A 14,636-nucleotide genomic window follows, 5' to 3' on the forward strand; every position below is an offset into this window, starting at 1 on the left:
ACGTATGTCCGCGAATGCATGTTTTCTTTACCCCCCTGTGTCATTACGATACGAGGGTCCAAAATCAGGCCTCGGCGCGGGACGACAAAAGACAATAACGACCGCTCTCGCAGCAGCTAGTACAGGGTAGCGAAGGCATGGCGAAGAAAACCACCACGACGAAGAATCTTGATTCCGAGGTCGCCAAGGAGCTTGAACAGGCTCTCGATTTCGATCTCTCCGCAGAGTCGGGAGACCTCGACATCGCGGCGTCCATGGAAGATCTGGAAGCACAGATTTCCCAGGCTGCGGATGAGCTTGCACGCGCCGGTCGCGCCGAAAAGGCCGCGCCAGCGCCAGCACCCCAGCCCGTCAAAGCCTCCGTGGCTGAAGCCAAGCCCGCCGAGCTGCGCCCCATCGAGCCGCGCAACGGCGCGGCACAGCCGGCCGGGTTCTCGCCGGCCAATGACGATCGGCAGAAGGACTATCGCTCTCTCCTGCATAGCCTCAATCGCCGGGCTTCCAACACCATCTATTGGGTGGTGGCGTTCGTCTCGATCGCCTGGATCGTCGGCGCGGCGGCTCTGGCCAATCTCCTCTTCGGTCCCGACATCTGGAACATCCGCTCCATCGCGCAGGTGCTGCAGCGGCCCGAATTGATCGGCATCGCCGTTGCGGCCATCGTTCCGATCATCCTGTTCTGGGCTTTCGCCGCAATGGTCCGCCGTGCGCAGGACATGCGGCTGGCCGCGCAATCCATGACGGAGGTCGCCTTCCGCCTCACCGAGCCTGAGAACATCGCGCAGGACCGCGTGATGATGATCGGCCAGGCCGTGCGCCGCGAAGTCGCGGCGATGGGCGAAGGCATCGAGCGCACACTCGCGCGCGCCGTCGAACTGGAGACGCTGGTTCACAGCGAAGTCAGCCAGCTCGAACGCTCCTACACGGAAAACGAGAGCCGTATCCGCAACCTGGTCGACGGACTGGGCAGCGAACGTGAAGCTGTCATCGGCCATGCCGAGCGCGTGCGCGCATCCATTTCCGGTGCGCATGAGACCCTGCGCGACGAGATCAACTCGGCCAGCGACATCATCCGCGAGAATATCCTCGGCGCTTCGAGCAAGCTGTCGATGACCATCACCTCGTCGGGCGATCAGCTGATCGACCGCATCAACGAAAGCTCGATGTCGATTTTCGATTCCGTCGAAAGCCGCCTCGACACGATTACCGACCGCCTCTCCACCTCCGGCGAGGCATTCGCCAGCCTTCTGGACACGCGCATCGCCAAGCTCACGGACAGCACCGACGGCTTGACCCGTTCGCTGACTGAACTGCTCGACGACCGTACGCAAGGCATGGTGTCGTTGCTTGGTGGTGCTGCCCGCACCCTCAGCTCCGAATTCGAGTCCAGCCTCTCCGGAATCGAACGCACGCTGGCCGAGCGTGGCCAGGCGCTGATCAGCGAGTTCCAGACGCGCGCCGAGGCGCTCGACACGGGTACGCAGAAGCTCAACGCCGCGCTGGAAGCCCGTGCCCGCCAGATCAATGAAACGCTGGTCGATCGTGCCCGCGACATTGCCACCGCCTTCACGGAAGGCAAGGACACGCTGTCGGCCATCATCGATCAGGGCAAGGCACAGATCGGCGCCGACATGGCCGACATCGTCACCTCGACGTCGACGATGCTGGAGGCACGTGCAAGCGACTTCGCCGGCCGCATGGAGGCGGCACGCCACGCTGTGTCGCGTACATTCGATGCCGACATCGCCCGCCTCGCGGACGCTCGCGTGGGTATCGAGGAAGCGGTCGAGAACCACAGCCGCAAGCTGGAAGAGAGCCGCGAGCGCATGGCTGCCGCCATGCAGGCTGACCTGGAGAAGTTCTCCGAGGGCCGTGCCGCCATCGACGAGGCTGTCACCTCGCAGGTGCATATGCTGTCCGAAGGACGCAATCTCATCAGCCGTGCGCTGGAAGAGGATCTGCGCAAGGTCAATGAGTCCCGTGCGGCCATCGACGCTTCGCTCGGCAGCCATCTCGAGCGCCTGGAGGAAGGTCGATCGCGCCTGACCCACGCCCTTAACGAAGATGCCGACAAGCTGGTGCATGCCCGCACCATCATCGACGAAATGGTCTCCGGCCATGTCGGCAAGCTGGCCGAAGGTCGCTCCATCCTCGCCCGCGCTCTCGAGGCAGACCTCAACAAGCTGACCGAAAGCCGCACCGATATAGACAATCTGGTCGCAGGCCAGGTTGCCAAGATCTCCGAGGGCCGCGCCGTGCTGGCGCGTGCGCTGGAAGCCGACGTCGACAGCATCAAGGCGCTGATGGAAAGCCACTCGGTACAGCTCGCCGACGATCGCGACCAACTCGGTCGTGCGCTCGACGCCGACCTGTCCAGCATCCGCCGGCTGGTCACCGACCACTCCGGCCAGCTCGCCAACGAACGCAGCCTGCTGTCGCAGACCCTGGAATCGGATCTGGCCAAGCTCGCCGAAAGCCGTGCCTCGATCGACGGACTGGTTGCCGGTCAGGTCGAGAAGCTCGCTGAAGGCCGCGACATCCTCAAGCGCGCGCTCGAGGCCGATCTCGGCACGATCAGCTCGGTCATTTCCGACCAGTCGCAAAGGCTGACGGACGACCGTGCGCAGTTCGCCCGCCTGCTGGAGCAGGACCTGGCCAGCGTCAGCGAGCTCGTACGCGGGCATGCCGAACAGCTTGCATCCGACCGCTCGCAGCTTGCCCGGGCCCTGGAAGACGATCTTGCCAAACTGGCCGACAGCCGCTCGTCCATCGATGGACTGGTCACCGGTCAGGTCGAGAAGCTCGCCGAAGGCCGCGACATCCTCAAGCGTGCGCTGGAAGCCGACCTCAGCGCCATCACGGCAGCTATCGGCGACCAGTCGCAGAAGCTGGCAGACAACCGCGCCCTCTTCTCTTCGGCACTGGAAACCGATCTCGGCAACGTCAATCATCTGATCGCCGGCCACAGCGAACGCCTCGCTGCGGATCGTTCGCTGCTTGCAAGGGCTCTGGAGGATGATCTTGCCAAGCTCGCCGACAGCCGTTCGTCCATCGACGGGCTGGTCGCCGGCCAGGTCGAGAAGCTCGCCGAAGGCCGCGACATCCTCAAGCGTGCGCTGGAGGCCGATCTCAACACCATCACGGCAGCGATTGGCGACCAGTCGCAGAAGCTGGCAGACAGCCGTGCCCAGTTCGCGCAGGCTCTCGATGCCGATCTGGCCAGCGTCAATCATCTTGTCGCCGGTCACAGCGAACGTCTCGCCGCGGATCGCTCTCTCCTTTCCAAGACACTGGAGGACAATCTCTCCAGCGTCAGCAACCTTGTCGCCGGCCACAGCGGCAGGCTGGCGGCGGACCGCTCCCTTCTGTCCCAGGCCCTGGAAGAAGATCTCGCCAAGCTCGCCGACAGCCGCGCGTCCATCGACGGGCTGGTCGCCGGCCAGGTCGAGAAGCTCGCCGAAGGCCGCGATATCCTCAAGCGCGCTCTGGAAGCCGACCTCGCCAGGATCGGCGATAGCCGCAGCGGTATCGACGAAGCCATCGCCGGCCATGTCGGCAGGCTGGCCGAGGGCCGCAACATGCTTACCCGCGCCCTGGAGGAGGATCTTGCCAAGCTGGCCGAAAGCCGCGAATCCATCGACGGGCTGGTCGCCGGCCAGGTCGAGAAACTCGCCGAAGGCCGCGATATCCTCAAGCGTGCGCTGGAATCCGACCTCAACACCATCAGTGCGACGATTGCCGATCAATCGCAGAAGCTGGTCGACAACCGCGCCCAGTTCTCCGAGGCGCTGGATGCCGATCTCGCCCGCGTCAGCACTCTGGTTTCCGGCCATGGCGACAGACTGGCAGCCGACAGGGCCCTGCTTGCCAGGTCGCTGGAAGACGATCTTGCCAAGCTGGCCGAAAGCCGTGCCGCCATCGATGGGCTTGTTGCTGCACAGGTCGAGAAGCTGGCCGAAGGCCGCGATGTACTGAAGCGCGCACTGGAAGCCGACCTGTCGTCGATCGGCGGCGTGATGGCCGGTCAGTCGCAGAAGCTGGTCGATGCCCGCACCGATTTCCAGCAGGCGCTCGACGACGAGCTGCGACGCGTCAACGACATCGTCGCCGGCCACAGCCAGCGGCTTGCCGCTGATCGTTCGATGCTCACCTCGGCGCTGGAAGACGACCTCGCCAAGCTGGCTGAGAGCCGCTCGTCCATCGACGGGCTTGTCGCCGGTCAGGTCGAGAAGCTCGCTGAAGGCCGCGATATCCTTCGCCGTGCCCTGGACGCCGACCTTGCCAAGCTCAACGAAAGCCGCGGCGGCATTGACGCCGTGATCGCCGGCCATGTCGGCAAGCTGGCCGAAGGCCGCGATCTCTTGACGCGTGCACTGGAAACCGATCTTGCCGCAATCGACGGCGCACTTGGTGGCCACGCCCAGCGCCTGGCCGACAACCGCGCCGACTTTGCGCAGGCTCTGGAAGGCAGCCTGGAACACGTTCAGGGCCTGATTTCGGGCCACAACGACCGCCTGTCGGCCGACCGCTCGGCACTTACCCGGGCCCTGGAGGAAGATCTCGCCAAGCTGGTCGACGCCCGCCGCGACATCGACCGCGCACTGGCAGGACACATCGACCAGATCGCGACCTCCTCCTCGAGCATCTCGGATGCCATTGCAGCCGATATCGACAAGGTCGAGCAGGCCTTCGCGCGCCAGACCGGCGTCATCGAGGAGCGTTCCAGCACTATGGAACGCGCGCTCAACGCAGGTGTCGACAACATTCGCGGAGCGCTGGAAAAGAGCGCACTCTATGTTGCCGGCCAGTTGCGTGAAAAGGTCCTGGAAGTCACCAACACGCTGCACGAACAAGCCGGCATTGCCTTTACCGATGCCGACCGCAAGATCGCCGAGCGCGCTGAACAGACCTCGGCCGCCCTGCTCGCTCGTGCCGAAGACATCGCCCAGACCTTCGAGAGTGCGGACCAGAAACTGGTCGCTCGCGCCGTCGAGACGGCGCAGACCCTGGCTTCCCGTGCAGGCGATATCCTGCGCAACTTCGAAGATGCCGACCAGCGCATGGGTGCTCGCATCAGCGAATCCGCCGACGCGCTCGCAGCTCGTGCTACCGACCTCGGCCGGGTGTTCGAAACGGTCGAACAGCAGCTGGCCGTGCGCATCGCGGAGGGCTCGGACGCCCTGACGGCTCGTGCCGCAGAGATCAGCCGTGTCTTCGACGACGCCGACAGCCGCATGGTGTCGCGTATTTCAGACAGCGCTTCGGCAATCGGCAGCCATGCCGACCAGATCGTCGGGGCGTTCGAGGATACCGAGCGCCGTGTTGCTGACCGCGCCCGCATGACCGGTGAAGAACTCGCCGGCCATGCCGTCGAGATCGAACGTGCCTTGACCAGCGCCGACCAGCGGCTGGCATCCAGCGCAGCTGCCGCCGCGACACGCGTCGAAGGCCAGATCACCAGTGTCGAGAGCCGCTTTGCGGCTTCGGCGGACGCGATGGGCCAGAAGCTCGAACAGCAGATCACGCAGGCCGAAGGCCAGCTGGCTTCGCGCGCCAATGTCATCGCCGAAACCTTCGCCGCGGTTGGCCAGCATATCGGTCAAAGCACGAATGAAGCGGCCAAGACCATCGGCGCCAACACACGCGAACTCAACTCGATGCTGGCGGCTCGTTCTGCAGAGCTTTCCAAGATCCTCGACGAGACGGCCCGCCCGCTGGTCGACAAGTTCTCGGAAGGCGGCATCGAGTTGCAGAAGAGCATGGAGGAAGCTACAGAGCGGGCCACCGCAACGCTGCGCCGCGAAAACGCGGTGCTTGCCGACGCGCTGGCAAGCCGCACCGCCGAAACGCTTGCCGCTGTCGACGGCGCCCGTTCGTCGCTTGCGGACAATGTTTCCGATCTCATCGGCCGCATGACGAACTCGGCCGATCAGCTCAACACGCTGATCGCCAAGGCTTCGGAAAACCTCGGCGAGGTCGAAACCCGTCTCGCCGGCTCGACGCAGAGCTTCGCCGCGACCACCGAGAAGGCCTCGCAGACCTTCGCCAGCTCGGCTCGTCTGGTCGATTCCAACACGACCAGGCTGACCGAATTGTCCTCGGCGACGCTGCGCGAAGTGGCTTCCATCGCCACCCGCTTCGACGAGCACAGCCGCCTGCTTGCCAGTGCCTCGGATCTGCTTGGTTCCGCGCAGAGCAATCTGGAGCACACCCTGGCCCGCCAGTCGTCACTCGACGATCTCGCTGTCGGCCTGGTCAAGAAGTCGGAAGACCTCGAGAAGGTCATGCGTTCCTTCGAGACCCTGGTCAGCCAGACGCTGCAAAGCGCCGAAGGCAGGACCCTGGAATCGGCCGACAAGATCCGTGTCGCTATTTCGGAAGTGGTCGAGTCCGCCACCAAGCGGTTCTCCGACGCCACCGAAGAGATGCGCCGCACCGCCGGCTCGATCAAGAGCGAGCTGGACCTGACCCGCGCCGAACTGCGCAAGGGTGTCATCGAGATGCCTGAAGAAGCAAAGGAATCGACCACGGCTATCCGCCGTGCGGTTTCCGAGCAGATCAATGCGCTCAAGGAGCTGTCGGACATCGTCGCCAAGTCGGGCCGCACGGTCGACGTCGCTGAACCGCGCAACCTGCGCCCTGCTCCGACACCGGCTCCGCGTCCGACTGAACCGCAAGCTCGGCGTCCTGTGGAACCACAGCGTCGCGCGCCTGAAGCACCGGCTGCGCCGGCAGGCCTGCGCGGCACGCTGGACGCCGGCGAGACGGCGCTCAGGCCGCGTGGTGATGCCGGTGCCCGCACGCCGCAGGGCGGCTGGGTCCGCGACTTGCTGACCGGCGCATCGGAAGAAGATGGCGCGCGGCCTGCTCCATTGCAGCCACGTGCCACGCCGGTGCAGCGTTCTCCGCTCCACGTCGTGGAGTCGCTGAACTCCCTTTCGGTCGACATTGCCCGAGCCATCGACCACGATGCTTCGATCGAACTGTGGAACCGCTACCGGCGCGGCGAGCGCGACGTGTTCACCCGCCGCCTCTATACGTTGAAAGGCCAGCAGACCTTCGACGACATCCGCCGCAAGTACCAGTCGGAGGCCGAGTTCCGCGCCGCTGTCGACCGCTACTGCGACGACTTCGAGAAGTTGCTCAAGGACGTTTCGCGCAACGATCGCGACAACATGATCTCGCAGACCTACCTCACCTCGGACACCGGCAAGGTCTACACCATGCTGGCTCATGCCAGCGGTCGCCTGCGGTAGGGCATTTTGTAGCCAAGTGGAATCACTTGGCGTTGCTTAGAGCGTTTCCGCATTTCCGTGAAAAACAGAAACGCTCTAAGGTTGGGCACAACAGAAAAAGGCGGGAGTTCAACTCCCGCCTTTTTCGTTTGCGACCGATCAAAGAATGCTAGTTGGGCGTCAGCGCCTTGTCGAATGAGGCGACTGTCCCGTCGTAGGCCAGACGCTCGCCGTTCAAAAAGAATGTCGGCGTCCCTCTTATCTCCAACTGCTGCATCGCCTGATCTCGAAGATTTTCGAGCTTGCGAAGATGGGCTTCGTTCTTGAGAGCTTGCTCGAAATGCGGCTGATCGATGCCCTGGGAAGCCGCGATTTCGCTCATCACGCCCTTGCGTTCCGTCGCGGCAACGATTTCTTCGTAGCGATCGGTGAAAGCTGCAAGTGTCTTGCGGTAACGCTCCTGACCCGCCTGCTCGGCTATCAGGAAAATTGCAGCGTCGACCACGTTGCGAACAAAGGGGCGTATCGAAATCTTCAACTTGCCGGTCTGAACATAGTTCCGTTCGAGGTCGGGAAGCACTTTCTTCTCAAAATCCACACAGTGGCCGCAGGTCGGTGAGGAATAGACAATGAGGGTGGCGGGTGCCTGTTTGCTGCCAATGAAAGTGTCTTCGATACCTGCCGGCTGCATCAACACGCCGTTCAAGGTCGCAGTCGGTGCAGCAAAGGCCGCGCCGTCAGACAAGAGCAATGCCGAGATGACCACGGCGGTCGGTAGGAATTTCATGGTTCACCCTGAAATGCTGAAGCCCGCCCCGCCCGCGAGACTACAATGCAGCGCTGCCTGAAAGCAGGTGCCAAATTGCCGCAAAACAGCGGTGATGACCGGAACCTTGAGAACTCGAAGCCTAGATCGTCGAATCCGACCAGCGTACGATCTCGCTGACCGCCTGCCCGAAAGCGCGATCGAGTGCGGCTACATAGGCCGAGTTACCACCGCCGCCGGTGACTGGCGCACTGGCCTGGAAGCTGCGCGAGGCGCGCACTTCCCCGTTGCGGTCGTTCAAGATGCGCACATAGAGTTCGACATGTGCCTGCTCGCCTTTCTCGGCGCGCACTTCGAAGGCCCGGACTTCGGTAATGACCTGATAATCGATCGCCAGTCCTTCGCCCGGCCGGCCGACTCCCGCAAACCGACCGGTACGCTGGAATGCTTCAGCCAGCCTTGCCTGCACGATGACCGGCAGCCTGTCGGCCCACTGCGCGCCCTTGAGATACTGGATCGAGCGCTGGCCGGTCTTGATGACGATGTTCTGGCTGTCCAGTGCCTTCAGTGCCACCGGCTGCGTGACGAGGATCTGGCGCTTGCTTTGCCCTCCGGTCTGCACGCTCGGTGTCGACAGATCGAAAGTGTCCAGAGGCGCGGGACCACCGCCCGGCAGTGCCGCGCATCCCGCAAGGATAGTTGCGAGCAGCAACGCGCCCGCATGCACTCGGATCGACTTCACGCGACGTCCCCACTGAACACGGCCACTGGAGCATTTCCGTTTTTCACGGAAATGCGAAAACGCTCCCAACCTTTGTTCCTACGCAATTCAGGACGGAAAACCGCTATGCACTTTTCCTGAAATTGCTCGCGGTCCCTTTCCGGCCGGGATTTATCAATGCAACCGTACCGCGCCGTCAACGCCGTACCCTTCCATCATACTGACGCACCTCACCATCGCCACCCGAAAGGATACGTTGCGGATTGCGCTGGAAGTCGGAAACCGCCTCTTCGATGCGGTTGACCGAGCGCCTGGTGTCTCCAACCAGGGCTTCCACATTCTGCAGCCCCTGACCCGAGAAGCGCTGCAGGTTGTCGGAGATGACCCCAACATGCTTGTTCAGGGTGTCAGCCACCTGCTTGAACGACTTCAGCGTCTCGCTGGCCTGCGCCACCAGACCCTTGGTGTCGCCGGAACCGAGCATGCCATCGACCTTGGCCAGGATGCCATCGATGCGCACCGAGGCGTTGTTCAGGCGCTGTGCCAGCTGCTGCGCGTCCTTGATGGTCTGCTGAATGTCATCGGAGCGAGCGGAGACCTTCTCGGTCACCTTGGCAATGTCTGCCGAGGCCTTGCCTGCATTGACGCTGGCATCCTTGATGTTGGCCAGAGCGGTACGCACATCGGCCGGATCAACGCTGTCGAGAACGCCATTCACCTTGTCGAGCGTCACCTGCGTCTTCGCGGCGAAATCATTGATTGAACCCACCGCCTGCTTGACTTCGGCAATGGTGGAATCGAACTGGTCGCTGGTCTTGCTCAGATTGCGGGTGAATTCGTCGACATTGGCGACGATGTTCCTGACCTTGTCGCGGTCGACCGAGTTGAGCAGACCTTCCGCGGCCTTCAGCGCCCCATCGAGCTTGCCTGAAACGCCCTGCAGTTCCGTCGAAAGCGCGCTGACGCTGGACAGGAACTTGTCGATGCCATCGGAATTCTTTGCCAGGGCATCGGAGAATTTTGCGGCGTTCTGCGCCGTCTGCGTCAGCGGTCCACGCACGTCCTTGGCGAAACCTTCGAACTCGGACAGCACCTTGTCGGCGCGGGTAGCGATGTCCTGCGCGGTTTGCAAAAGATTGGTCACGGCAGAGGGCTTGGCGATGATCACCGCCACACGCCCGTCCTTTTCCGCTTCATCGAGAAGTTTCGGTTCCTTTGGATTGGCACCCGTCAGCTCGATATTCGCCTGCCCGGTCAGCCCGGCAAGGCCGATGTCTGCCTGTGTCGACTGCGTAATCGGTGTCATGCGGTCGATCTCGGTATCGGCCACCGCGATGGTTGGATCATCCACGTCGATATAGACGCGGCGCACGTCGCCAACCTTGACACCGTTGAACAGCACGAAACTGCCGCGGCCCAGGCCCGAGGCCGAACCAGGGATGCGCACGCGCAGGGTGGTCGTCTCGCCGCGGTCGCCTATGTTCGCGGTCCAATAGACGAATCCGAACGCTGCCAGGATCGCCACCAGCGTAAAAATGCCGACAATGACGTAGTTGGCTCTGGTTTCCATTGCTTCACTTATGGCTGCGCGCGCGTTGCAAGATCAAGCTGCCGTGCTCGTTTTCCGCGGAAATAGGACTTCACCCAGGGTTCTTCGCTCTTCAGCATGTCCTCGACGGTGCCTTGCACCAGCACTCGCTTCTTGCCGAGAACCGCGATGCGGTCGCAGGCAGTGAAAAGCGAATCAAGATCGTGCGTCACCATGTAGACCGTCAGATCCATCGTATCGCGCAGCTTGACCACCAGCTCGTCGAACTCGGCCGCGCTGATCGGGTCGAGACCGGAAGTCGGCTCGTCGAGGAACACGATCTCCGGATCCAGAGCCAGGGCGCGCGCAAGGGCGGCACGCTTGATCATGCCGCCGGAAAGTTCCGAAGGGTACTTGCGCGCGGCATCGGGCGGCAAGCCGACCAGCTCGATCTTGAGCATGGCCAGTTCGTCCATCAGCTTTCGCGGCAGATCCAGATATTCGCGCATCGGCACCTGGACATTCTCCATCACCGTAAGCGCCGAAAACAGCGCCCCCTGCTGGAACAGCACACCAAGCCTCATGTCGATGCGCAGCCGCTCTGCATCGCTGGCGTTATCGACATCGACGCCGAACAGCCTGATCGTGCCGGCCTGCTTCTTCACCAGGCCGAGCACGGTGCGCAGCAAAACGGACTTGCCGGCACCCGAAGCCCCGACGAAACCGAGGATCTCTCCGCGTCGGATATCCAGCGACAGATCGTCGAGGATGACTGTCTCGCCAAACGCCACCTTGATGCCGCTCGCCGACAGCACGACGTCGTCGTGCTCGTCGTTGGTATGTTCGGCGTGTTGTTCGACGATTGCCATGTCAGAAACTGATCGACGCATAGAAAAGGGCAAAGAGCCCATCCAGGATGATGACGACGAAGATGGATTTCACCACCGACTGGGTGACATGCAGTCCAAGCGATTCGGCGCTTCCGCCGACTTTCAGCCCTTCCACTGAGGCGATGGTGCCGATGATGATGGCCATGAACGGCGCCTTGATCAGGCCGGCGAAGATCGTGCTGAGATCGATGGCGACCTTGAGCCGGTCGATGAAGGCCGCCGGGGGAATGTCGGAATAGGCCCAGGCCGCGAAGATACCACCGCCAAGGGCCGCAAAATTGGCCAGCACGGTGAGACACGGCAGGCCTATGACCAGGGCGACGAGACGTGGAAATACCAGTACGCCGATCGGATTGAGGCCGATGACCTTCAGCGCGTCGACTTCCTCGCGCATCTTCATGGAACCGATCTCGGCGGTGATCGCGCTGCCAGAACGGCCGGCAATCATGATTGCCGTCATCAGCACGCCGAGCTCGCGCAGCACCAGAACGCCAACCAGATCGACCACGAAGATGTCGGCACCGAAGTAACGCAACTGATATGCGCCCTGCTGCGCCACGATGGCACCGACGATGGTCGACATCAAAAGCACGACGGGCACCGCGCCCACGCCCATGCGATCCAGCTGGTTGAAGATCGCCGCCGGATTGACCGCATGACCGCGCCCAAGCTTCATCTGAGCGCCCCGGATCGTGGCGCCCAAAATGTTCATTCCGGCCAGGAAGTCGTCTCCGGCCTCGCAGACACGACGCCCGATCAACTCCAGAGCACGAACAACGATGTTCGGCTGGGGAATCGCCTTGCCGAGTTCGGCCCTGCTGACAGCTTCGAAGACAGCGTCGATCAGCGTCTTGACCGTCTCATTCTGCCCGACCTGCTCGATCTGCGCGCCACGCTTCTCATAGGCATTGATCAGCCGCGCGATCAACCAGGCGCCGGCCGTATCCATGCGTGCTATACTTGAGAAATCAAGCGACACCGATTTGAAATCATTTCGTTTTTCCAGTTGACGCATATCGGCGTCAACTTGTGCGACGCGGCGTGTCGTCCAGTTGCCGTGAAAGGCGCAGCCAAGCGTTCCATCGCTCTCGCTGACGACGACGCGCGGCTCAAGGCTCGCCGTGGCGGCGTTGTCGCTTGCGTCGCGTTTGCGGATCGTCAACATGCCATCCTGTTTATCTCGACGGGACAGGCCTGTCGATTTACCGGCGGCATTACGCCAGTATTACCGGAGCAGAAAAAAATGGTGCGTGTCATTTCGGTCGATGCCGAACGTTTTCCGATCGCCGGCGTCTTCACCATCGCACGCGGTTCCAAGACGGAAGCCGAGGTCATTACCTGCACCATCCGCGACGGCAATCACACCGGACGCGGCGAATGCGTACCCTATAGGCGTTATGGCGAAACCAACGAAGGCGTCATGGCAGCGATCGAAGCGATGCGCGCCGCGCTGGAGTCCGGCCTGGACCGCACCCGGTTACAAACCGCGATGTCAGCCGGAGCGGCCCGCAATGCGGTCGACTGTGCCTTGTGGGATCTCGAAGCCAAGATCACAGGGACGACGGTTGCCCGGATGCTTCGAATCTCCCCCGTAGCACTCGAAACCGCATACACCCTGTCGCTTGCAGAGCCCGAGGCGATGGCTGCGCAAGCCCGCGCCAACGCGGCTCGGCCGCTGCTCAAGGTCAAGCTCGGCGGTGAGAATGATGCCACGCGTATTCGTGCCGTTCGAGACGCAGCCCCCGGGAGCAGGCTGATCCTGGATGCCAATGAAGGCTGGACCGATGACAATGTCGCGGAGAACATCGCTGCCGCGGCGGCTCTTGGTGTCGCGCTGATCGAACAGCCTTTGCCCGCCGGTCGTGACGGCAAGCTGAGGCACATTTCCCGTCCAATTCCGATCTGTGCCGACGAGAGCGTGCATGCTGCCGAGGACATCGAGGCGCTGGTCGGCCTCTATGACGCCGTGAACATCAAGCTCGACAAGGCCGGCGGCCTGACCGAGGCGATCAAGCTGCGCGACCGTGCCCGGGAGGCTGGTCTTGGTGTCATGGTCGGCTGCATGGTGGGCACGTCGCTTGCCATGGCGCCGGCGATACTCCTGGCGCAAGGCGCCGACTATGTCGACCTCGACGGCCCCCTGTTGCTGTCACGCGATCGGGAACCTGGCCTTGCCTATCAAGGGTCGCTGGTTTCACCGCCTGATGGTGCGTTGTGGGGCTGAGCGCGCCGCCAGCAGGATGAGCGCGAGGCCCAGCGCCGCCACCGGCACCATGGCATAGAACCCATCAACCCCGAAGCTCTGGTAAAGCGGGCCGGAAGCCAGCGTGACAGCGGCCATGGCGAAGCCGTTGGCAAAAAAAGCAATCCCCTGAGCAGCGCCGGTGCGTTCCTCAGCAACTGTTTCGCCGATCATCTTCTGCAGGCCGATCAACACCAGCGCGGTCGAAATGGCGTGCAGCGCCTGCAGGCCGAAGAAGCCAGCCACGCCGAGACCGAGAGGCCAGATCAGCGGAAATGCGATCCATCGCACGATGGCGCCGCCGGCGGCCAACATCATCACGCGAACGACCGGAACGTGGCTGAACAGCCGGTTGAAGGCCATGAACATGCCGACTTCGCAAACCACGCCGAAGGCCCACAGAAAACCCACGACGGAATCGCTTATTCCCAACGATTTCCAGTAGATGGAAGAAAATCCGTAGAGAAAGCCATGGCTGCCGACAAGGACACCGGCGCCGGTGGCAAAATAAAGGAAGTAGCGATTGCGCAAGCTGGGCACCGCCTGCTGAAGGTCGGTCGCAGAGAGCGGCGAGGCGCGTCTCGGCCTTCCCATGCGGGGAGCCATCAAGCCGATGGCGACGATCGCCAGGAACGACACGAACAACATGATCGGCACCGCGCCTGCCCCGGTCGAGGTCAGGATGAAACCGCCAACGAGATTGGCACAGAGATAGGAAATCGATCCCCAGATTCGCATGCGCGGATAATTGGCGCCGAAGCGGCGCACGCCCGATAGCGCCAGCGAATCGGCAATCGGCGAGTGCGGTGTCCAGACAACGGCCAGAACCAGTGAAACCGCCAGCACGGTAAGATAGCCCGGCGGCAGGAAGTAACCTGCAGAAACGATCACCGAGGCGACAGCGAGCGCCAGATAGACGTGTACACGGTCATTCGCCTTGTCGGCCAGGGAGGTGAACAGTGGGGTCGTCGCCACACGCAGGAACATGGGTGCGGACAGAATGACGGCAATCTTTTCCGGGCTGAAACCGTGTGCCTCCAGCCAGAGCGGGAAATAAGGCAGGTAGATGCCGCTCGGCACCAGAACGGTGAAGAAAACCAGCGCCATGCGCAGTTCATAGTTGCGCGGCTTGATCTGCTGTTCAGGCGAAAGCGGTGGCAGGGACATCAAAAAAGGCAATCGGCAACTGCTGCCGGCAAAATGGCCGGTCAACAGCCCTGCTCTATCATGCCTGCCAGTCGCCAGAAACTGGTT

The 14,636-nt window shown here is 62.6% G+C and carries 8 protein-coding genes; 2 read left to right on the plus strand and 6 right to left on the minus strand.

All coding sequences use genetic code 11. The annotated features are described in order from the left end of the window. Positions 1–137 precede the first annotated feature (137 nt). Positions 138–7,256, plus strand: a complete 7,119-nt coding sequence (locus C1M53_RS28335) for a kinesin (RefSeq protein ID WP_129415408.1) — start codon at positions 138–140, stop codon at positions 7,254–7,256. 148 nt (positions 7,257–7,404) lie between these two features. Here the strand turns inward: C1M53_RS28335 and C1M53_RS28340 are convergent, their stop codons facing one another. From C1M53_RS28340 to C1M53_RS28365, 5 genes are all read right to left on the minus strand, one after another. Beyond that, a complete protein-coding gene (locus tag C1M53_RS28340; RefSeq protein ID WP_129415409.1) occupies positions 7,405–8,022 on the minus strand; it encodes a thioredoxin domain-containing protein in 618 nt (205 codons plus the stop codon). Between the two features lie 121 nt (positions 8,023–8,143). Then, entirely contained in the window at positions 8,144–8,743 is a 600-nt protein-coding gene (locus C1M53_RS28345; RefSeq protein WP_245488336.1) for an ABC-type transport auxiliary lipoprotein family protein, read from the minus strand. A gap of 175 nt (positions 8,744–8,918) precedes the next feature. Beyond that, the gene (locus C1M53_RS28355; protein ID WP_129415411.1) at positions 8,919–10,292 is read right to left on the minus strand and encodes an MlaD family protein; all 1,374 of its coding nucleotides are present in this window, start codon (positions 10,290–10,292) and stop codon (positions 8,919–8,921) included. An 8-nt stretch (positions 10,293–10,300) separates the two neighbouring features. Beyond that, positions 10,301–11,119: an ABC transporter ATP-binding protein gene (locus C1M53_RS28360; RefSeq protein WP_129415412.1), complete on the minus strand. Its 819-nt coding sequence runs from the start codon at positions 11,117–11,119 to the stop codon at positions 10,301–10,303. A gap of 1 nt (position 11,120) precedes the next feature. Then, positions 11,121–12,305, minus strand: a complete 1,185-nt coding sequence (locus C1M53_RS28365; protein WP_129415413.1) for an MlaE family lipid ABC transporter permease subunit — start codon at positions 12,303–12,305, stop codon at positions 11,121–11,123. A 78-nt stretch (positions 12,306–12,383) separates the two neighbouring features. Between C1M53_RS28365 and dgcA the strand changes: the two genes are divergently transcribed. After that, entirely contained in the window at positions 12,384–13,364 is a 981-nt protein-coding gene (gene dgcA / locus C1M53_RS28370) for an N-acetyl-D-Glu racemase DgcA (RefSeq protein ID WP_129415414.1), read from the plus strand. On the opposite strand, the gene C1M53_RS28375 is transcribed toward dgcA, so the two are convergent. Continuing rightward, positions 13,335–14,549: an MFS transporter gene (locus C1M53_RS28375; RefSeq protein WP_129415415.1), complete on the minus strand. Its 1,215-nt coding sequence runs from the start codon at positions 14,547–14,549 to the stop codon at positions 13,335–13,337. The genes dgcA and C1M53_RS28375 overlap by 30 nt on opposite strands. Positions 14,550–14,636: the final 87 nt, after the last annotated feature.

The organism is Mesorhizobium sp. Pch-S (assembly GCF_004136315.1).
Classification (GTDB): Bacteria; Pseudomonadota; Alphaproteobacteria; order Rhizobiales; family Rhizobiaceae; genus Mesorhizobium.

What these genes read in the sequence shown, in the direction of transcription:
- C1M53_RS28335 (WP_129415408.1), top strand. Translation starts at nt 138, where the DNA reads ATGGCGAAGAAAACCACCACGACGAAGAATCTTGATTCCGAGGTCGCC.
- C1M53_RS28340 (WP_129415409.1), bottom strand. Translation starts at nt 8,022, where the DNA reads ATGAAATTCCTACCGACCGCCGTGGTCATCTCGGCATTGCTCTTGTCT.
- C1M53_RS28355 (WP_129415411.1), bottom strand. Translation starts at nt 10,292, where the DNA reads ATGGAAACCAGAGCCAACTACGTCATTGTCGGCATTTTTACGCTGGTG.
- C1M53_RS28360 (WP_129415412.1), bottom strand. Translation starts at nt 11,119, where the DNA reads ATGGCAATCGTCGAACAACACGCCGAACATACCAACGACGAGCACGAC.
- C1M53_RS28365 (WP_129415413.1), bottom strand. Translation starts at nt 12,305, where the DNA reads ATGTTGACGATCCGCAAACGCGACGCAAGCGACAACGCCGCCACGGCG.
- dgcA (WP_129415414.1), top strand. Translation starts at nt 12,384, where the DNA reads ATGGTGCGTGTCATTTCGGTCGATGCCGAACGTTTTCCGATCGCCGGC.
- C1M53_RS28375 (WP_129415415.1), bottom strand. Translation starts at nt 14,549, where the DNA reads ATGTCCCTGCCACCGCTTTCGCCTGAACAGCAGATCAAGCCGCGCAAC.